General features: G+C 64.1%; 20 protein-coding genes. 15 read left to right on the top strand and 5 right to left on the bottom strand.

The window, feature by feature from the left end:
* Both CH256_RS01750 and CH256_RS01745 read right to left on the bottom strand, forming a co-directional pair.
* Positions 1 to 898, bottom strand: an 898-nt coding sequence (locus tag CH256_RS01750; RefSeq protein WP_256989329.1) for a globin domain-containing protein, incomplete at its 3' end; no start/stop codon positions are given.
* Between the two features lie 83 nt (positions 899 to 981).
* Complete coding sequence (locus tag CH256_RS01745) at positions 982 to 1,584, bottom strand: hypothetical protein (RefSeq protein WP_094668701.1); 603 nt, start codon at positions 1,582 to 1,584, stop codon at positions 982 to 984.
* A gap of 49 nt (positions 1,585 to 1,633) precedes the next feature.
* On the opposite strand from CH256_RS01745, the gene CH256_RS01740 reads away from it, so the two are divergent.
* Together CH256_RS01740 and CH256_RS27890 are read left to right on the top strand one after the other, a co-directional pair.
* Complete coding sequence (locus CH256_RS01740) at positions 1,634 to 3,046, top strand: glucose-6-phosphate dehydrogenase (RefSeq protein ID WP_094641440.1); 1,413 nt, start codon at positions 1,634 to 1,636, stop codon at positions 3,044 to 3,046.
* Positions 3,047 to 3,193: 147 nt separating this feature from the next.
* Positions 3,194 to 3,340, top strand: coding sequence for a hypothetical protein (locus tag CH256_RS27890; RefSeq protein ID WP_156516122.1), 147 nt, complete (start codon positions 3,194 to 3,196; stop codon positions 3,338 to 3,340).
* Positions 3,341 to 3,409: 69 nt separating this feature from the next.
* Here the strand turns inward: CH256_RS27890 and CH256_RS01735 are convergent, their stop codons facing one another.
* Positions 3,410 to 3,616, bottom strand: a complete 207-nt coding sequence (locus CH256_RS01735) for a PspC domain-containing protein (RefSeq protein WP_068048215.1) — start codon at positions 3,614 to 3,616, stop codon at positions 3,410 to 3,412.
* Between the two features lie 296 nt (positions 3,617 to 3,912).
* Here CH256_RS01735 and ppk2 point away from each other — a divergent pair, with 296 nt between their 5' ends.
* From ppk2 to CH256_RS01720, 3 genes are all read left to right on the top strand, one after another.
* Entirely contained in the window at positions 3,913 to 4,857 is a 945-nt protein-coding gene (gene ppk2 / locus CH256_RS01730) for a polyphosphate kinase 2 (RefSeq protein WP_179271962.1), read from the top strand.
* Between the two features lie 958 nt (positions 4,858 to 5,815).
* Entirely contained in the window at positions 5,816 to 6,649 is an 834-nt protein-coding gene (locus CH256_RS01725; RefSeq protein ID WP_094668700.1) for an alpha/beta hydrolase family protein, read from the top strand.
* 122 nt (positions 6,650 to 6,771) lie between these two features.
* Positions 6,772 to 7,842 carry an alpha/beta hydrolase gene (locus tag CH256_RS01720; RefSeq protein ID WP_094641021.1) on the top strand — a complete coding sequence of 357 codons (1,071 nt, stop codon included), beginning with the start codon at positions 6,772 to 6,774 and terminating at the stop codon, positions 7,840 to 7,842.
* A gap of 3 nt (positions 7,843 to 7,845) precedes the next feature.
* Here CH256_RS01720 and CH256_RS01715 read toward each other — a convergent pair whose 3' ends face one another.
* A complete protein-coding gene (locus tag CH256_RS01715; protein ID WP_094668699.1) occupies positions 7,846 to 9,879 on the bottom strand; it encodes a prolyl oligopeptidase family serine peptidase in 2,034 nt (677 codons plus the stop codon).
* Between the two features lie 115 nt (positions 9,880 to 9,994).
* Here CH256_RS01715 and lpdA point away from each other — a divergent pair, with 115 nt between their 5' ends.
* The 10 genes from lpdA to CH256_RS01665 all read left to right on the top strand — a co-directional run bounded on the left by lpdA (position 9,995) and on the right by CH256_RS01665 (position 20,044).
* Entirely contained in the window at positions 9,995 to 11,410 is a 1,416-nt protein-coding gene (lpdA, locus tag CH256_RS01710; protein ID WP_037186801.1) for a dihydrolipoyl dehydrogenase, read from the top strand.
* 226 nt (positions 11,411 to 11,636) lie between these two features.
* A complete protein-coding gene (locus CH256_RS01705; protein WP_068048004.1) occupies positions 11,637 to 12,452 on the top strand; it encodes an MlaE family ABC transporter permease in 816 nt (271 codons plus the stop codon).
* Positions 12,453 to 12,546: 94 nt separating this feature from the next.
* The gene (locus tag CH256_RS01700; RefSeq protein WP_231893723.1) at positions 12,547 to 13,326 is read left to right on the top strand and encodes an ABC transporter permease; all 780 of its coding nucleotides are present in this window, start codon (positions 12,547 to 12,549) and stop codon (positions 13,324 to 13,326) included.
* 2 nt (positions 13,327 to 13,328) lie between these two features.
* A complete protein-coding gene (locus CH256_RS01695) occupies positions 13,329 to 14,366 on the top strand; it encodes an MlaD family protein (RefSeq protein WP_094668698.1) in 1,038 nt (345 codons plus the stop codon).
* Positions 14,363 to 15,370 carry an MlaD family protein gene (locus tag CH256_RS01690; protein WP_068048013.1) on the top strand — a complete coding sequence of 336 codons (1,008 nt, stop codon included), beginning with the start codon at positions 14,363 to 14,365 and terminating at the stop codon, positions 15,368 to 15,370. The genes CH256_RS01695 and CH256_RS01690 overlap by 4 nt, the downstream gene beginning before the upstream one ends.
* Positions 15,367 to 16,377: an MlaD family protein gene (locus CH256_RS01685; RefSeq protein ID WP_068048019.1), complete on the top strand. Its 1,011-nt coding sequence runs from the start codon at positions 15,367 to 15,369 to the stop codon at positions 16,375 to 16,377. Before CH256_RS01690 ends, CH256_RS01685 begins: the two co-directional genes overlap by 4 nt.
* Entirely contained in the window at positions 16,377 to 17,486 is a 1,110-nt protein-coding gene (locus CH256_RS01680) for an MCE family protein (RefSeq protein WP_143536499.1), read from the top strand. The genes CH256_RS01685 and CH256_RS01680 overlap by 1 nt, the downstream gene beginning before the upstream one ends.
* Complete coding sequence (locus tag CH256_RS01675) at positions 17,483 to 18,511, top strand: MlaD family protein (protein ID WP_179271961.1); 1,029 nt, start codon at positions 17,483 to 17,485, stop codon at positions 18,509 to 18,511. Before CH256_RS01680 ends, CH256_RS01675 begins: the two co-directional genes overlap by 4 nt.
* Positions 18,508 to 19,452, top strand: coding sequence for an MlaD family protein (locus tag CH256_RS01670; protein WP_094668695.1), 945 nt, complete (start codon positions 18,508 to 18,510; stop codon positions 19,450 to 19,452). The genes CH256_RS01675 and CH256_RS01670 overlap by 4 nt, the downstream gene beginning before the upstream one ends.
* 16 nt (positions 19,453 to 19,468) lie before the next feature.
* The gene (locus CH256_RS01665; RefSeq protein ID WP_094641029.1) at positions 19,469 to 20,044 is read left to right on the top strand and encodes a hypothetical protein; all 576 of its coding nucleotides are present in this window, start codon (positions 19,469 to 19,471) and stop codon (positions 20,042 to 20,044) included.
* Here the strand turns inward: CH256_RS01665 and CH256_RS28415 are convergent.
* A complete protein-coding gene (locus tag CH256_RS28415) occupies positions 20,041 to 20,166 on the bottom strand; it encodes a hypothetical protein (protein WP_256989328.1) in 126 nt (41 codons plus the stop codon). The two genes, CH256_RS01665 and CH256_RS28415, sit on opposite strands and share 4 nt — an antisense overlap.
* Positions 20,167 to 20,294 lie beyond the last annotated feature (128 nt).

Here is a 20,294-nt window from a genome sequence, read left to right as displayed (position 1 = left end):
CGAGATGCTCGACGAGCGGCAGCACCGTGGTGATTCCGGCACCGGCCGTGGCGATCAGCAGCGGTCCTTCGCCGGTAGGTACTCCGAAATCGCCTGCAGGACTGCTCACTTCGAGAATGTCGCCGACGTCGACGGCCTCTTGGAGGTGGGTCGAGACCTGCCCGGGCGGACCGTTCCGTACCTGTGCCACCGTGATCTGCAGGCGGGTGTCGGAGGCGATGGACGAGACGCTGTACTGACGCGGCTGCCGGGTGCCGTCGGCGAGGTCGACGAACACCGTGACGTACTGGCCGGCCGCGAGTGCGGGAAGGGGAGCGCCGTCCGCGGGTTCGAGGACGAGCGAGACCGTGCCGGGGCTTTCCTGCGTGCGCCGCATCACGCGATACGGGCGCAGCGGATTGTGGGGGTCGATGTCTGCCGCTGCGTAGAGGCGCGCTTCGGTGGCGACGAGCTGAGTGGCGAACAACCAGTAGACCTCGTCCCACGCGGCAGCGACGGCGGGAGTGACGGCGGCGCCGAGGATGTCGGCTACGGCACCGAGCAGGTGACGGCCGACGAGGGTGTACTGCTCCGGGGTGATGCCGAGGGTGATGTGCTTGCCGGCGATGCGGCGCAACACCGGCTCGAACGACGGTGCGTCCGGGTCGATCAGTTGCACGGCGTAGCCGACCACCGACGCGGCCAGTGCCCGACTCTGCTCTCCGGTTTCCTGATTCGCGCGGTTGAACAGCCGCCACAGCTCGGGGCGTTCGCCGAGCATCGACTCGTAGAAGCGGGCGCTGATCGTTTCGGAGTGTTCCGCGACCACACCGGCAGTGACTCGGACGACGGCCTCGGCAGCGGGAGACAGAGCGGGGTGGGTGTCGGACGAGGGGCGGGGTGGTGCAGTGAGGGTCACGTCACCACCCTGGCCGCTGCGCTGCTGTCGCAGCAGCCCTTTACGTCCCGACGTCGAGGGACCTTCGTCCCTCGGGTGGCTTTCTAACTGTCGATCGTCGTGGTGATGGAGGTGACCGACGGTGCCGCCGGGGTGCTGCCGAATCCGAATGTCACTTGGGGTGTGACGGGGGTGAGCGATCCGAGGTCCTCGCCCTGCCACGATGCGGAGACGTCGGTGACGCGATGTTGGTGCTTGGCACCGTAGTACTCGCGTCGGCCCCCGCCTGCGCTGCCGCGGGTGCGCACTCCGCGCAGTACGACTCGGGCGATGGGGTCGCTGATCGCGCAGAACCACGGTGCCGTCGAGACCGCGTCGGGCACGATGCTCAATGCGCGACCGAGCACGGTCGGCCCGGCGACGCGGATCCTGATCGACAGGTCACCGGCCTGCACCGATCGCCATCCATTCGGCTCCGCTGCGAAGGTCACCGGGACCAGCTCGGTGGAGTCGAATGTGTATGTGGCGGTGACGAATTCGCGTACGTCCTCGTTGGGGGCGATCAGCAGACGCTGTCCGTCCGCGAACTGGACCATGACGTCGGTGAATTCCCCGAGCGGCGACCGCGTCCAATGCCCGACGACGATCCGCACGCCGGACGTCGTACCTACCCCGTAGATCTCACCGTGAAACCGTGATCTGGTCATCACACCGACTGTAGCCATGCTCGGCCCGGGTCGGTGCATAGTGGAGGTCATGGCGTCCTCGCAACCCACTGTATTCGTCCTGTTCGGCGCGACCGGAGACCTCGCGAAGCGAATGGTCCTGCCGTCGTTCTACCAGCTCCATATCGAGGGCCTGCTGCCCGAGAAATGGGTCCTGATCGGCAACGGCCGCAGGGACACCTCCGACGACGAGTTCCGCGATCACGTCCGCAGCGTCCTCGACGAGTTCGCCGAGAACGTGGACGACGGCGATTGGTCCGAATTCTCCGAGCGAATCCGCTTCGCGGGCAACGGCTTCACCGTCGACGATCCCGGTACGTTGCCCGAGGTCGTCGCCGAGGTGAAGAAGGACATCGGCGACGACGCCCAGCTGGTGCACTACATCGCTCTGCCTCCGAGCACCTTCGTCGATTACACGAAGGCCCTGGGTGCACACGATCTCGCCGAGGGTTCCAGGGTGGTCTACGAGAAGCCCTTCGGCACTTCTCAGAGCAATTTCGAGGAACTCGACAAAGCCGTCCACGAGGTCGTCGAGGAAGAGCAGGTCTACCGAATCGACCACTTCCTGGGCAAGGAAGCGACCCAGAATCTGCACGTGCTGCGGTTCGCGAACGGCATGATCAGCGGCATCTGGAACTCCGAGCACATTGCGCAGGTGCAGATCGACGTCCCCGAGACCCTCGACATCGACGACCGCGCCGAGTTCTACGACGAGACCGGTGCCGTGCTGGACATGCTCGTCACGCACCTGTTCCAGGTCGCGGCCGAGGTGGCGATGGAACCGCCGGCGTCACTGAAGGCCGAGGATCTGCAATCGGCTCGGGAGACGGTGATCGGGAAGTTCCGGGCGTTGGACACCGACGAGGTGGTACTCGGTCAGTACGACGGTTACCGCGACGTCGAGGGAGTCGACGACAACTCCGAGGTCGACACGTTCGTGGCGGCCAAGCTGTGGGTCGACACCGACCGCTGGCGTGGAGTGCCGTTCCTGCTGCGCACCGGAAAGATGCTGGGTGTCGGAGCGCAGCGGGTGTCGTTGGTGTTCCGCAAGCCCGCCGACAGTCCGCTCACCGAGCTGCCCGAGGACGGGGCGGTGCTGTCCTTCGATCTGTCCGGAGACGGCAGCATCGACATCGCCATGACGGTCAAGGAACCGGGCCCGGATTTCGATCTGTCGGTGGGACATCTGGCGTTACCGCTGAAGTCGATGCCCGACGCGGAGCCGCTCAGCCCATACGCGCGCCTGATCCTCGATGTGCTCAGCGGAGACAGATCGTTGTTCACCAGGCCGGACGGTCTGGCGCACGTGTGGGATGTCGCGGCTCCCTTGCTGAGCAACCCGCCCGAGGTGAAGAGTTACGAGCCCGGTTCGATGGGACCCGCCGAGGCGGACGCGCTCGCCGCACCCTGTGGCTGGTTGATCACCGGGAATACCGAGGGCTGAGTCTGCGTCGCGTTTCGGGGTCCGAAACAGTCGGTGGGTCCTTTTTGTCCGAAACGATGGACTGTACCGAGTTGCCGACGATATGTTTCTGACGCTCTTACATCACCCGTCAGACCCCCCTCGACGTTTCTCGAAAGGCCTTCACCCATGTTCTTGGACCTCATCACCGATCTCCTGCCCATCCTCGGTGGCGGCGAGGAAGGCGGCCTCGGCGACCTCATCACCGGCGGACTGCTCGACGGCTTGCTCGAGGGACTCCTCGGAGACAGCACCGGTAGCTTCGGCTCCAGCTAGTCCCACATCGCAGAAGGCCCTGCTCCTCGTCCGTCGAGGAGCGGGGCCTTCTGTCGTGCAGGTGGGCCGTCACGGCCGGAGTGGCATCAACATCAACCCCGCGAGGTAGATCAGCACGACGGTGCCGCCGGTCAGGACCGTGCCGGCAACGGTGGCGAGGCGGACGATGTTGACGTCCCAGCCGAAATATTCGGCAACGCCGCCGCAGACGCCTCCGATCATCTTCTGCGAACTGGACCGGGTGAATTCTCTGGGGGAACCGCTCTCGAATGTCATGGTGAAAAGTCTGCGTCATCAACGGCTTTCGGCACATCGGGGGTTTCACCCATATCGACCCCGATAAACGGACGGTCCGGCAAACGGTGCTCGAACAGGATCTCCGACTTTTACGCGCCGAGACCTGGACCGGACGCTTCGGTGAGGGTTACGGTCGCACCCGATCGGTCGTAAGGCGTATCGCGCGTACCCGGCTCGTCCCCCTTGCGGGCCGGGTACGCGCAACGCTGCCGCAGGCGTGTGGTGTTCACCGAACCGCCATGGAATGGTCACCGATGAGCACTAACTTTCGGCACATGACCGACAATGATCTGCGCAACGGTGAGGCTCAACGCACGAACCTGAGCGACTTGCTCGACATCACCAAGGCGGTAGATCTTGCCGACACCTCGGGCTTCGCCGTCGACGACTCCGATGACGACGATCCGATACTGCTGACCGTCCCCGACGGCCACGTCGTCGACACCTGGCGCGAGAACTACCCGTACGACGAGCGCATGACGCGCGCCGAGTACGAGCTCGAGAAGCGTCTGCTGCAGATCGAACTCCTGAAGCTGCAGATGTGGACCAAGGAGACCGGTCGACGGCACGTCATCGTCTTCGAGGGCCGAGACGCCGCCGGTAAGGGCGGCACGATCAAGCGATTCATGGAACACCTCAACCCGCGCGGTGCGCGTGTGGTTGCGCTGGAGAAGCCGTCGGCGCGCGAGTCGACCGAGTGGTACTTCCAGCGTTACATCGCACACCTGCCCGCGGCCGGGGAGATCGTCCTGTTCGACAGGTCCTGGTACAACCGTGCGGGCGTCGAGCGGGTCATGGGTTTCTGCACCGACGAGCAGCACGCCCACTTCGTTCGCCAGGCACCGCTGTTCGAGCAGATGCTCGTGGACGACGGCATCAGTCTGACCAAGTTCTGGTTCTCGGTGTCGCAGCACGAGCAGCGCACCCGCTTCGCCATTCGGCAGGTCGACCCGGTGCGGCAGTGGAAGCTCTCGCCCATGGACCTCGCCTCGCTGGACAAGTGGGATGCGTACACCGCGGCGAAGGAAGAGAATTTTCGCGCCACCGACACCGATGTCGCACCGTGGACGGTCGTCAAGAGCAACGACAAGAAGCGGGCTCGCATCAACGCGATGCGTTTCGTGCTCAACAAGTTCGACTATGCCAACAAGGATCCCGAGATAGTCGGGGAAACAGACCCGTTGCTTGTGGGCCGCGCGAAAGAAGTGATCGGCGAATAGTTTTCACTGCATAACCGGTGAGATTTCCGGTGAACCGTTGCGGCACCATCTTTCCGGGGTCTCGAGTTGATACCGGGTGCTGCGCCAAACCTTAGCGTGCGGTAAGAACGAGGGAGGTCGTATCACCTACGGCTGTACGTACACGCGAGCATCAGGAGTTCTCATGGGTTCAGCAGCACAGTTCATTTCCGACATCGCTTCGGGCGTCTACGACGGCATCGTCGACGCGATCGTCGATCAGATCGTCGGCGTGCTGACGTCGGGTAGCGCCGCTTAATCGTCCGTAGCGCGTCGCGGTCGCAGTCGGGGGCGGCCGCGACGTCTCGGCACCGTCACCGTTTTGTGATATCGCACCAAGATTTTCGACTTTTACTGTCATTTCCGTGTACAGAGCGTGACCTTCTGAGGTAGAAATCTTCTTGCAGAGATCATCGCGTGACACAAGTCACTGCAAATCTGCATACCCCCCTCGATGAAGGAGTAGTTCCATGTCCGCTGAGCTCGGTGACCTTTTCGCGATCCTCCTCCAGCTGTTCTCCGGTATCAGTTCCTCTTCGGACTGACGTACCTCGGTTCCGTACCGTCGGCCGCGGATTCGTGAGCACCCGGTCGGAGCCTCCAGCAAGGTCCACCCGCGACATCGGCGCGGTGTTCGTGATGCCGGTTCGGCATCGAATCCCACTCTCTTCAAGGAGAATTCATGGAATTGCTCGCGATCTTGCTTCAGCTGCTCGCGCTGGGTAGCTCGGAAGGTAGCGGCTCGGGCACCATCGAGATCCCCGGTCCGTCCATCTGACCCACGACCATGAGCCGGGCTCGACGCGACGTCGAGCCCGGCTTTCGTGGTTCGAAGTCGCTCGATCGGTCGAGAAGTCCTGCGAGCCTCGATGATTCGGTAGCGGTTCGGTCCTCAGGGGCGTCGGGGCTGGCCGGTGAGTACTCGGCATAGGGTTGCCCGATGCAGACGGTTCCGATTCAGATGCCCGACGGTTCGACGGTGCCGGTCTCACTGTTCCCCGGTGAAGGCCGCGACGATGCACCCGTCATCGTCGTTCTTCCCGGCCTCGGCATTCCCGGTGGTTACTACCGACTGTTCGCCGAAGCGCTCGTCGCGCGCGGTTTCCACGCCGCGATCGGTGACCTGCGCGGCCAGGGAGACAGTGTGCCCAAGCCGAGTTCGGCGAGTCGGTACGGGTATCAGGAGCTGGTGTCGGTCGACTTACCGGCGATCTTCGAGGTGGTTCGCGAGCAGTTCCCGGAGGCGACGCCGTACTTGCTCGGGCACAGCATGGGTGGGCAGCTCGGCTCGATGTACGCCGCGCGCATCAGGGGCAGGCTCGGCGGATTGATCCTGGTGGCGTCGGGCTCGCCGTACCACCGCGGTTTCGGTACGACCCGCGGTGTACCGCTGTACGTGGGCGCGGCGGCGATGGCGATCACCAGCAACATCGCCGGGTTCTGGCCGGGGGATCGCATCGGCATCGGCGGATTCGGTCGGCAGTCGCGGGTTCTGATCGACGATTGGTCCCGGTTCGCGCGCAGTGGCTCGATCGAGCCGGCTGGGGCCGACATGGACTACGAGGAACGGATGGGCCGTCTGACGCTGCCGGTGCTGGCGGTGACCATCGAGGGCGACGACCTCGCGCCTCGCGGCTCGATGGACAACCTCGTACGCAAGCTCGCCCGTGCCGATGTCACCTCGGTACACGTCGACGAGCCGCTCGGGCACAACGGTTGGATCCGTAACCCCACGGCGGTCGCCGACCTCGTTGCGGAGTGGATGCACAGGTAATTCGCACGAACTAACTTTTGGTCGTTTCACACGCTATTCGTCATTTCTACCTACTTTCGGTTCGTTTTGGTGTAAGAAGTTTTTGAACCAGCAATTGTTCGACGACGATAGTGAGCACGACTATGAACGGCCAGGGGGATTCGGTAGGTCGAATCGGTGGTGGGGAGCGGTGTCGCCGATCGCGTGCGCTGTGCAGAGTCGTCGTCCTGTGTGTGGTGGCATGCGTCGCAGCAGTAGCGCACCCACTCGCCTCCGCGGCCCCGGCCGACTCGGTGGCCGGTCCGACGGAGTCGTACGTGGTGCGCACCGAGGTGGCCGACGACACCGCGATGACCGCGTTCGTCCACTCCGCCGCGATGAACCGAACGATCCCACTCAAGATCCTGCGATCTCCCGATCGGACGACTCCGAGCCCCACTCTGTACCTGCTCAACGGCGCGGGCGGCGGACTCGACGGAATGGACTGGTACACCCAGACCGACGTCGTGGCGTTCTTCGCCGACAAGAACGTCAACGTGGTGACTCCCGTCGGCGGGGCCTACTCCTACTACACGGACTGGCAGCAGGACGATCCGAGGCTCGGACGCAACCAGTGGGAAACGTTCCTCACGGCCGAACTGCCGCCGCTCGTCGACGATCTGTTGGATACCAACGGCCGCAACGCGATTGCAGGTATCTCGATGGCCGCGACCTCGGTCCTGAACCTCGCCGCGCACCACCAGGGGCTGTATCGAGCCGTCGGTTCCTACAGTGGATGCGCGTCGACCACCGACCCGTTGGGGCGGGCATACGTCAAGACCGTCGTGTCCATGGCGCTCGGCGCGAACGTGACGAACATGTGGGGGCTGGACGACCACCAGGACTGGGTACGCAACGATGCGGTGGTCAACGCCGAAAAGCTGCGTGGCACAGCGCTGTACATCTCCAACGGTAGCGGACTGGCCGGGGCATCGGACACCCTCGACGGCACCAATCCCAACGGGCCCGGCTTCGTGTTGCTCAACCAGATGGTCGTGGGCGGTGCCATCGAGGTGGCGACCGGAGACTGCACACGGAGGCTGAAGACGGCCCTCGAACAGCTCGACATCCCGGCCCACTTCGAGTTGCGTGAGCGCGGCACCCACTCGTGGGGCTACTGGCAGGACGACCTGCACGATTCCTGGCCGATGTTCGAGGACGCGCTCGCCGGCTGAGAATCAGCTGCGAGCGAGGTGCCGCCACAGAAATTCGTAGGTCAACGCCGTCTTGAACGCCAACTGCGCATTGTCCGACGCCCCGCCGTGCCCACCTTCGATGTTCTCGTAGTAGCTCACGTCCTGACCGAGTTCGGCCAACCGAGCGGCCATCTTGCGTGCGTGTCCCGGATGGACGCGATCGTCGCGGGTGGACGTGGCGATCAGAATCGGCGGATACGGACGCTCGGATGCAGCGACGACGTTCTGGTACGGGGAGTACTGCGAGATGAACTCCCACTCGTCCGGGTCGTCGGGGTTGCCGTACTCGGCCACCCAGGACGCGCCCGCGAGCAGCAGATGGTACCGCTTCATGTCCAGCAGTGGGACCTGACATACCAACGCGCCGAACAGTTCCGGGTACTTCGTCACCATGATGCCCATCAGCAGGCCGCCGTTGCTGCCGCCCTGAGCGGCCAACTGTTCGGTGGTGGTGATGCCTCGGGTGACGAGGTCGCGTGCGACAGCGGCGAAGTCCTCGTGCACCAGATGGCGTCCGGCACGCAGTACCTGGGTGTGCCACGACGGCCCGTACTCGCCGCCGCCGCGGATGTTGGCGACGACGTAGGTGCCACCACGTTCGAGCCACGCGCGTCCGGTTGCACCGCTGTAGCCGGGTGTCATCGAGATCTCGAAGCCGCCGTAACCGTAGAGCAACGTCGGTCCGGGTCCGGAATCCGCGCGTCGGACGACGAAGTACGGGATGTCGGTACCGTCGTCGGACCGGGCGAAGAACTGCTCCACCGTCAGGCCGTCGGCGTCGAAGAACGCCGGAGCCTGTTTGAGGACTTCGAGCTCGCCGCCCACCGTGCCCACCAGCAGTGTCGCCGGTGTCAGGTAGCCGGACGACGAGAGGAAGTACTCGTCACCGTTCTCCTCGGCGTCGGTGCCGACGATCTCGGTGGACGTCAGGTCCGACAGCCCGTCGATCGTGCTGACGTCCCACTCGTTCGCGCCGGGGGTCAGCACGTGCAATTTCGTCCGTACGTCCTGCAGCGTCACCAGCAGCAGGTGATTCTCGGTCCACGCGTACTGGTGCAGTGACGTGTGCGCGTCCGGGGCGAAGAGGACCGTGAGAGCGATTGTGCCGGAGACGAACTCGTCGAAATCCGTAGCGAGCAGCGCGCCGGCCGGATAGGTTCGGTCGCCGACCGTCCACGGCGTCATCGTGCGGATCAGCAACCAGTTCTCGTGCACCGAGGTCGACGCGTCGGTCGGCGTCGCGATCCGGGTCAGGGCAGAACCGTCCAACACGTAGGTCTCGGAGTTGTAGAAGTCGGTGGCACGCTGGACGAAGTCGCGCTCGAAGCCGGGGGTCCGGTCGTGCCAGGCGGAGATCGAGATGTCCTGTGCTGCACCCTCGTACACGGTCTCGGCGTCGGCGAGTGGGGTGCCGCGATGCCACCGCTTGGTGATACGCGGATAGCCCGATTCGGTCAGCGAACCGGGCCCGAAATCCGTTCCTACGAAGACGGTGTCGGCGTCGATCCAACCGATGTCGGTCTTGGCCTCCGGTAGCGCGAATCCGCCGTCCTCCGGGGCGCGAAAGGTGCGGGAGTCGAGATCGAACTCACGGACCACCGTCGCGTCGGCCCCGCCGCGGGAGAGCGTCACCAGTGCCAGTCGTTGATCGGGACGCAGCACCTGCGCGCCACCCCACACCCAGTTCTCGTCCTCGCTGCCGGCCAGCGCATCGAGATCGAGCAGCACGTCCCACACCGGATTCTCGGTTCGGTACTCGTCCATCGTCGTTCGACGCCACAGGCCGCGGACGTGTTCGGCGTCGCGCCAGAAGTTGTACAGGTACTGCCCACGACGACGGGCGTACGGAATGCGGGCGTCGGTGTCGAGTACCTCGCGGATGCGGGACTCGGTGGCATCGAACTCGTCTCCGGCCAGTTCCTCGACGGTCACCCCGTTGCGGGTGCGAACCCAATCGAGGGCCTCCTCGCCGGTGACGTCTTCGAGCCAGAGGTACGGGTCGTCCGAGATTGCCATTCCACAGTTCTAGCAGCAGATGCGCCGTCGGGTCGGTCGGCGCTCGCGTGGCTACCGGCTGGTAACGAAGACCAGGTCGAGACAGCGTCGGAGGTCACGACTACGCTGGGGACTCGTGACCTCACACTATGACGTCGTTGTCCTCGGAGCCGGTCCCGGTGGGTACGTCGCTGCTATCCGCGCGGCACAACTCGGACTCAGCACTGCCATCATCGAGAAGAAGTACTGGGGCGGTGTGTGCCTGAACGTGGGCTGCATCCCCTCGAAGGCACTTCTCCGTAACGCCGAGCTGGCGCACCTCTTCACCAAAGAGGCGAAGCTGTTCGGTATTTCGGGTGAAGCGTCCTTCGACTTCGGCGCAGCGTTCGATCGCAGCCGCAAGGTCGCCGACGGCCGCGTCAAGGGCATTCACTTCCTGATGAAGAAGAACAAGATCCCCGAGTACGACGGCAAGGGCACGTTCACCGATGCCAACACCATCGAGGTCGAGCTGACCAAGGGTGGCACCGAGACGATCACGTTCGACAACGCGATCATCGCGACCGGCAGCACCACCAAGCTGCTCCCGGGAACCGAGCTGAGCAAGAACGTCGTCACGTACGAAGAGCAGATCATGACCAAGGATCTGCCGGGTTCGATCCTCATCGTCGGTGCCGGTGCGATCGGCATGGAGTTCGGGTACGTGCTCAAGAACTACGGCGTCGACGTCACCATCGTCGAGTTCCTCGATCGTGCGCTGCCCAACGAGGACAAGGACGTCTCGAAGGAAATCGAGAAGCAGTACAAGAAGCTCGGCGTCAAGGTCATCACCGGTGCGGGCGTGCAGAGCATCGACGACGACGGCTCCAAGGTCACCGTCGCGATCAAGCACAACAAGTCCGGTGAGAGCGAGACCTTCACCGTCGACAAGGTGATGCAGTCCGTCGGATTCGCGCCCCGCGTCGAAGGATTCGGCCTCGAGAAGACCGGCGTGGAGCTCACCGATCGCGGTGCCATCGGCATCACCAACACGATGCAGACCAACGTGCCGCACATCTACGCCATCGGCGACGTCACGGCCAAGCTCCAGCTGGCCCACGTGGCCGAGGCGCAGGCTGTCGTTGCTGCCGAAACCATCGGCGGCGCAGAGACATTGCCGATCGACGACTACCGCATGATGCCGCGTGCGACGTTCTGCCAGCCGCAGGTCGCGAGCTTCGGCCTCACCGAGGACCAGGCCCGCGAAGAGGCTCAGGCCCGCGGTTCCGACATCAAGGTCGCGAACTTCCCGTTCGCCGCCAACGGCAAGGCACACGGACTGGGCGACGCCACCGGCTTCGTCAAGCTCATCGCCGACACCGAGCACGGCGAACTGCTCGGCGGACACCTCATCGGACCGGACGTGTCCGAGCTGCTTCCCGAGCTGACCCTGGCCCAGAAGTGGGACCTCACGGTCAACGAGCTCGCCCGCAACGTCCACACGCACCCGACGCTGTCGGAGGCACTGCAGGAAGCGATCCACGGCCTCGCGGGCCACATGATCAACTTCTGATCCCTGCCCTACGACGACAACGGCGGCGACCACTTCGGTGGTCGCCGCCGTTGTCGTCGGTGCCCCTCGGCCCGGTCGCTTTTCGGAACCTTCACGCGGCCCGGCGAAGTCTGTGACTTGTCATAGCTCGGTAAGTGAAGAAAACGTCACTTGGTCGACGGTCGGCTGGTAATTTCCGTTCCTGCGCGGGGGAGTCGCACTGAACAGAAAGCCGGGGGGTGGGGAATTGTCGTCGCCGACATCGACGCTCGCACGCGTCAGCGACGGAGTTGCCAGTGGATTCCGGACGTTCGGGCGAACTCTGGAGCTGGGTGTACTGGCCTTCGTCCACCTCGTCCGCGACATACTCACACTGCGACATCCGTGGCGCGACACCATCGATCAGGCCTGGTTCGTCGTCACCGTCACGGTGGTGCCGGCAATACTGGTGTCCATTCCGTTCGGCGTCATCGTGTCCGTTCAGGTCGGCAGCCTCACCGATCAGATCGGTGCGACGTCCATCGCCGGAGCCGCGGGTGGCCTCGGGGTCATCCGCCAGGGCGCACCGATCGTCGCGGCACTGCTGTTGGGCGGTGCGGCAGGCGCGGCAGTGGCAGCCGATCTGGGTGCGCGCACCATCCGGGACGAGATCGACGCGATGTCGACCATGGGAATCGACCCGGTTCGCCGGCTGGTCACACCACGGCTGGCGGCCATCCTCCTGGTGGCACCGTTCCTGTGCATCCTCATCATCTTCATGGGACTGGCCGCGGGCTATGCGATCAACGTCGGTTTTCAGAGTGGGACGCCCGGTAGCTACATCAGCTCGTTCGCGTCCTTCGCCTCGGTGACAGATCTGGTCGTCGCGCTGGTGAAGACCGAGATATTCGGGGTCATCGTCATCATCGTGGCCTGCCAGCGAGGGTTGTCCGCCGCACACGGACCGCGCGGGGTAGCCAACGCGGTCAACGCGTCCGTCGTGCTCGGTGTGGTGTCCGCATTCACCGTCAACGTCGTGATCACGCAGTTGGTTGCGATGTTCATGCCGCAGAAGTTGGGCTGAGATGGCAACTCCTTCGCGGTACACCGTGCACGGCACCGCTCACCTCACCCGTGGTGCGAGATACCTCGGGCGCAGGCCGTTCGACGTACTCGAAATGCTGGGCCATCAACTGACGTTCTGCGTCAAGGTTCTCGCCGCGATACCCCATACGGTCCGCTCCTATCGGCGTCAGATGCTGCTCATCCTCAGCGACATCACCTGGGGCAGTGGCAAATTGATCGTCGGTGGCGGAACCGTGTCGGTGCTGGTCGTGCTGGGGGTCGCGGTGGGTGCGTCCGTCGGGATCGAAGGGTTCAATTCCCTCGGCATGGTGGGGATGGAGCCGTTGACCGGTTTCATCTCGGCGTACGCCAGCACTCGGGAACTGGCCCCGATGATCGCGGCCATCGGATTCGCGACGCAGGCGGGATGCAGGATGACCGCCGAGATCGGTGCGATGCGTATCTCGGAAGAGATCGACGCCCTCGAAGCTCAGGGGATTCAGTCGATGCCCTTCGTCGTCACCACCAGGGTGATCGCGGGAATCGTCACGATCGTGCCGCTCTACCTGCTGACCCTCATTCTGAGCTACCTGTCGTGTGCGGTGGTGGTTCGCGTTGTCGGCGGACAGTCCTCGGGCACCTACGACCACTACTTCAGTGCCTTCCTGCAGCCGGTCGACGTGCTGTTCTCACTCCTGAAGGCCGCGGTGTTCGTCGTGACGATCATCCTGATCCACGGCTATCAGGGGTACTACGCCTCGGGCGGCCCGGAGGGAGTCGGGCGCGCCTCGGGCCGCGCCATCAGGGCCAGCCTCGTTGCCGTGGTGGTACTGGACATGATCATGACGCTGGTCCTGTGGGGATTCGACTCGGGCATAAGGATTTCGGGGTAGAGATGGCAGTTTTCGACGATCTGACGGGACGATCGGCCGGGCCGGCCACGCTACGCCTGCGAGGGCTGGCGGTGGCCGTTGCCTTGGCAGTGTTCGCAGGCGGCCTCACCGCCTACGCACGCGGGGCCTTCGATTCGCCCTTCGAGCTGACGCTCGATGCAGCATCGGTGGGGGACGGTCTGACGCCCGGGTCGGAGGTGAAGTTCCGTGGTCTGTCCATCGGCACGGTCGACAACATCGAGACCGTCGGCTTCGGACGGCAGCGGCTGCAACTGGAGATCGATCCGAGCCAGGCGGGCGAGCTCACCGACACCATGCAGGCTCAATTCTCGTCGTCGAACGTATTCGGTTCCACTGCAATAGAACTGGTCTCCGATGGCACGGGGGCACCCCTGGCCGACAACTCGACCCTCGAAGTGTCGAAAGACCTGCGAGGCGCAACGGTGACCGGAGTCTTCCGGCGAGTCGCCGACCTCACCGAGGTTCTCGACACCGAACAGGTGGACCACCTCCTGGACCTCATCGCGAACACCTCCGTCGAGATGAGTCGAAACCTGAAGCCGTACTTCGACACTGCTCAGATGATGGCGAACAACCAGATCGACCCGCTGGCCTGGAAGCTGCATCGCGGTGCCGAACTGGGCGAAGGAATCGGCAACCTGGTTCCGCCCTTGCTCGATCTGGTGGTGGGAGTGGTGGACAAGAGCGTGTACGTCGAGGCACCCGCCGACCGAGCGCGAACCATCGCCGCCAACAACGGTCTGAGCGATCAGTTGATGATTCCGGTGGGCGACTTGCTGAAGGCGAACAATCCGAACCTGTCGAAGCTGCTGTCCACGGTGCTGGACCTGCTGGTGCCCATCACCGCGTCGATCGGCACATTGGCGCCCAGCTACGACCGAGTGCCGCAGGTGCTCGACGGTATCTCCGACGCATTTCCCGTCGTCGACGGGAAGCCTCAGCTGCAACTCGACCTGATAGTCGAAACCATGCCCAATCTGGCCGGAGCCGTTGCCGCACACGAGGAGGCGAACGGATGAAGAAGGTAGCGGGCCCCGCGGTCAAACTGCTCGTCTTCTTCACGGTGACCGCGGTGTGTGCGGTGATCATCGTCGCTGCTCTTCGCACCCCGGTCGGCGGACCGCTGTCGTCCTACGGCGCGGAGTTCGACGACGTGTCGGGTTTGTACGTGGGCGACGACGTGCGCATGTCCGGGGTGCAGATCGGCAAGGTGTCGTCGGTCGAACTCGACGGTGCCCTCGCGCGGGTCGAGTTCGAGATCGAAGACCGACGGCCGATTTTCGCCAACACCCAGGCTGCGGTTCGGTACCAGAATCTTCTGGGGCAGCGGTACGTCGAACTCGTGCAGAAGGATTCGGCGACCGGAGCCCCGTTGGCGGTCGGGGCGACCATCTCCAAGGATCGAACGATCCCGTCCTTCGACATCTCCAAGCTGTTCAACGGCTTCGAGCCGATCTTCGACACCCTCGACACCGCACAGCTCAATCAGTTCACCGAGAACATTCTCCGGATGGTTCAGGGTGACGGGTCCGGACTCGGTCCGGTCCTGCGCGACGTGGATCGCATCACCCAATTCGCAGTACAGCGTGAATCGATCATCGGGCTCCTGATCGAGAACCTCGGCCAGATCTCGGACTCGATCGGTGGCCAATCCGCGTCGGTCGCAGACCTTCTCGAACAACTGCACGGTCTGGTCTCCAAGCTCAGCACCCAGATGGACGGCGTGCTCGCGTCGCTGGATCAGGCCAATTACGGGCTGCGACCGTTCGTGGGGCTGATGGAGGGCCTCGAGCGGGCGTACGACAACAGCTACGCGCCGGTCGACGGGGCACTGCGTCGAATGCTTCCGCAGACCGAACAGGTGACCGAGATGTTGGCACTCGCGCCGGGATTGTTGACCGGACTCAATGCGAGCATTCCGGACCCGGGCGCACAGACGTACTCCTGCAGTCGCGGACAGCAGGATATCCCTGGGATCGGGCAGATCGTGCTCGGCGGACAGAATTTGGTGGTGTGCCGATGAGCCGCGTACTACGCAAGGGCGTTCGTGACGAGCAATCGGAGAACAAAGCGCACTTCTTCTGGGGCGCGGTCGGTGTCGCGGCCTCTCTGGTCCTGCTCCTGATCGCGGCGGCGTTGTACACGATTCCGTTCGGCGAGCGGACCTACACCGCGGAGTTCGGCTCGGCAGCCGGGGTGAAGCCGGGCGACGAAGTGAGGATCGCCGGTATCGCGGTCGGGTCGGTGCGTTCGGTCGAGCTGGCCGGTGCGCATGTCGATGTCCAATTCAGTGTCAGCTCCGATGTTTTCGTCGGCGATGCGTCTACCGTCACGGTGAAGTTGTTGACACCGATCGGCGGTCACTACGTGATGCTCACCTCGCACGGTGACGGCGAGCTCGGCTCGGCACCGATTCCGCCGGAGCGGGTCGAGCTGCCCTACGAACTGTCCGACGCGATCGAGTCGGCAACACCGCTGGTTCGCGACATCGACGGTTCGACGCTGCGGGAGACCGTGGCCGAGTTGGACAAGGCCGTCACCGAACAGCCGCAGTCCACTCGCGCGATCGTGGACAACCTGTCTTCGCTCACCGATACGCTCGCGACGCGGTCCGATCAACTCGAGCGCGGGCTCGTGGTATCCGACGAGTACGTCGGGGCATTGGCCGCCGATCGGGTCATGCTCACCGAACTCGTACGCGAGCTCGGCACCCTGACCAAAGGATTCGGCGACAAGCGCGTCGAGGTTGTCAGTGCTTTCGACCTGCTCGGGAGAATGTTCGAGCTCTTCCACCGTCCCGTGGTCGCATTCGAGAAGGGGCTCGAGCCGTCGATCGTCCAGCTAGAGGAGATCACGCAGAAGCTCTTCGCACAGTTGGGTGACGTGGACGGGGCGATCACGACCATGAAGGAAAGCTCGGACGGTCTCGCCACTCTGATCGGCGGCGGGCAGGGGCCCGTGATCGACCAGTCGCAGGACACGGTCGTCGGTGTCGGCGTGTGTATTCCGTTGCCGGGGAGGGTGTGCTGATGAGACGCAGATCGGTACGCATCGCCGTGGCGGCAGCAGTCGTCGTCACGCTCGTCGGTTCGGTTGCGTCCGCCACATCGGTCATCGACCCCGGTGCGGGCAACTCCTCGCTGTGTGCCGAGTTCACCGACACGGTCGGGTTGTACGAGGGTAATTCGGTCATGATGCTCGGTGTGGTCGTCGGAACGGTGACACGCATCGAGAACACCGACACCGCGGTGGTGGTCACCATGGATATCGACGACAGCCTCAGGCTGCCCGCCGAGGTGGGGGCCGTGACACTGTCGAATTCGATCGTCACCGACCGGCACGTGGAATTCACGCAGCCCTACATCGACGGTCCCGAGTTCGACCGGCCGAGTTGTATTCCGTTGGATCGCACCAGAACTCCACTGGGAATCAGCGACACACTCGACGCCGTGTCGGGCCTGGCGTCCGATCTGCTCGGTCCGGCCGACGCCGAGGGCAACCACGACGAGATCCTCGGCGACACCTTGCGTTCGGCCGACGATTCGCTCCGCGGCTCCGGCACCCAGCTCAACGACAGCCTTCGGCAACTGGCGCAGCTGGTCGGCGATCCTGCCGACAAGGACACCACCGTGCGGCGTCTGATCGACAACCTCGACGGCCTGATCGACACGTTCGTGGTGAGCTGGCCCGAGGTGGCGAAGCTGCTCGACAATCTGAAGCGGGGGATGATCACGCTGTCGGAGTTCACCCAGTCCTTCGGCACCACGGTCGCTTTGACCACCGAGTTCATTCCGCCGCTGGCGCGCAACGTCGCGAAGTACGACGAGAAGGTCTACGCATTTCTCGACCAAGCGGTGCCGGTGGTCGACGTACTGCTCGGACGGGTGGGCGATATCAAGGACATCCTGGCGCAGGTGCCGACCGTAGGCGAGAACTTGATGACGATGTACGACAACGATTCCAGGAGCGGTCGGGTGATCTACCACCCGCCGCAGTTCGAGATCGACACCAATTCTCCCAACGAGGTCTGCGCTCTGCTCAACAAGTACAGACCGACGTGCTCGGCGGACCAGCAACGAGGCGATGTCATCGATGTCGGTCTGGTGCAGCTGATACTGGGTTCGGCGGGATGGCGATGAGGCGCGCGATCACCGGGTTGTGCTGTGTCGCCCTGCTGTCGGGGTGCAGCGTCGACCCGGCCGACCTGCCGATTCCCGGCAGCTACGTGGCAGGCGACAAGTACTCCCTGCGAATCGAATTCGCGAGCGTGCTCAATCTTCCGGAAAAAGCGAAGGTGATCGTCGAAGGCGTCGACGCTGGCGTCCTCGACACCGTCGAGTTGGTGGGGTCGACCGCCGTGGCAACGGTGGACCTGTCCACCGATGTGCAGCTGCCGTCCGACACCGTCGCCGAGCTTCGGCAGTCGTCGATTCTGGGCGAGATCTACATCTCGCTGCAGCCGCCGGAGGATTCGACTCGCGCCGGAGGGGGCGACGCCGGGCCGTACCTTCGAGACGGCGATGTCATTCCGGCCGAACGTACGGTTCCGGCCGACAACGTCGAGGACGTGCTGCGAGGAGTGTCGAATCTGGTGACCGGTGGTCACTACGTTCAGCTGCAGGAGGCGGTGAACAACGTCAACGCCGCGATTCCTCCCGATCCGGCGGAGATCGACAAGGTCAACAACGCGGCGCGGATCGCACTGACCGACATCGGCGACAACACCCCCGAGATCGATCGAATCCTCGGAGCGGCGGAGAAGGTGTCGAACACCGTCGTGACACAGCGAGACGGCGTCGAACGCGTCCTCGAACTCGGTCCGAGACGATCGGACGGACTGGCCGAGGTGCTGTTCAGCGTCGTCCACATGATCTTCACGCTGGGGTACATGTCGCAGAACATCGGTGACGTCCTCGCCGGTCCGTACCCGGAACTCGCGGGCGCGGTCGAGACGATCTCACCGGCACTGATCGCGATCGCCAATTCCGACTCCTCGGTACCGATGAACATGGAGAAGGCGAACACCCTGTTGCGCGAGCGGTTGATTCCCTACTTCGAGTCGACACCGAACATCGCAGTGCGCTCGGTCTCGACCGATGGCGGAGCCGGTGCACTGGCGGACGACATGATCGGGATCCTGCGCGGGATAGGAATCGTGCGATGAGGCCGGGCACAGTCGTTTCACTCCTCGCATTGATGGCCATGACGGTTGTCGGTGTCGTCTACCTGACGGTCGGCGTCCTGGACATGAACCCCACGCGGAGTGCCAACCGCGTTGTGGTGCACATGGATACGTCGGGCGGTTTGATGGACACCTCGCAGGTGACCTCGCGCGGAATCCACGTCGGTCGGGTCGAGCGCATCGCGGTGGTGCCGGGCGGGCTCGACGTCACTCTCGCCCTCGACGCCGATCATCGAATTCCCGCGGACTCGGAGGTGGTCGTCGCGAATCTGTCCGCTGCCGGGGAGCACTACCTGGATCTGCGCCCGCGAGGAACCGGGGGCCCCGACCTGACGGACGGGGACGAGATCGGCAACGAGCAGGTCCGCGCGTCGATCACCGTCAGCGAGGCGCTGAGTCTCGGTGATTCCCTTGCCGCACAGCTCGATACGAATGCAGTGAAGGGGCTGACCGAGACCGCGTCGGCAGCGGTCGACGGTCGCGAAGGCGATGTCGATCGCCTGGTGGAGGCCTTCCGATATCTGTCGGCGACGCTGCGCGACAAGAGCGGAGAGATTCGAAGGCTCTACGACAACGCTCAACAGGGCGGACGCAACGCCTACGGTTACGGCCCGGTCATGACCGACGCCGCGCCGTGGGTCGGTGCGACGGGTTCGGGTGTGGCCAATCTGCTCGAGGGCTTCAACGACTACTCGTACGTCGGCGCGGACGTCTGGGACGATCCACTCGGCAAGATCGGCCCGAAGATAGATCAGTATCTGACGCCCCTCTCACCCGACCTTGCCCTCATCGCAACGCTTCTCAAGCCGTACACCGCGCCCATCAAGCCGATGCGGGTGGACGCCGGTTCCATCGTCGACATGTTGCAGGCCGTCTTCCCTCCGGGCGGACCGGCCAAGCTGTCCGTCCAGATTCCGAACTGATTGGAGTGACCCCCTCATGGTCGAAGTAGATGCATCCGAAAAGAAGGCAGCAGTGCCCGAGGACAAGACTGCGACTGCGCCCGAGAACCCCGAGCGGCGACGCCGTATCCGGTGGTCCGTCGTGGGTGCGGCGGTACCGGGGGTAGTGCTGGCAGTGGTGTTCGGCGTGCTGTGGCATTCTGCGGCAGGCGATCTGGCAGCCGAACGTGCACTTGAGCAGGACCGGCAGATGGCGCTGAACACGGCCACCGAGTACACCGCACGGTCGTTGACGTACGACTACCGCAACCTCGACGCCTTCTTCGAAGGAGTCGACCAGGGCGCGTCGCAGTCACTGCAGGACAGGTACGACGGTGTCCGGGAAGCACTCACCGCGATCATGAACGAGTCCCAGGTGGTGGCGACCGGTGAGGTTCTTTCGGCGGCAATCGATTCCGAATCCGGTGGAGAGTACAAGGTGGCGGTGTTCGCCCAGCAGACGACACAGAACGTACAGCAGCCCGACCCCGGCAACGTTCCCAATCTCCTGCTGGTGACGGTCACCGACCAGGACGGTCAGTGGATCGTCAGCGACTACGGTCCCAAGACCTAGATCCGCTCCGTTGCGCGGGCATTGGTAGCGCTGACGAACTGCGCGAGGCCGCGCACTTCCTGCTCGATCTCGGTCAGTCCCGATGCCTCGAACACGTCGACGAACAGGTTCTTCGGGAACATCCTCACACCCGCCAGGCCCGTTCCGAAGCCGATGACGGTGCTGGACGAGCTGATTCGCGTCGTGCGCCCGGGTGGACGCATCGCAATCATGACCAGCTGCGAGCCTCATCCGGCACCGCTGGGTACCG

Source organism: Rhodococcus sp. 05-2254-6 (assembly GCF_002258565.1).
Lineage (GTDB): Bacteria > Actinomycetota > Actinomycetes > Mycobacteriales > Mycobacteriaceae > Rhodococcoides.
Note: the sequence above shows the minus strand (reverse complement) of the source record. Positions and strands in the feature narration are given on the sequence as shown.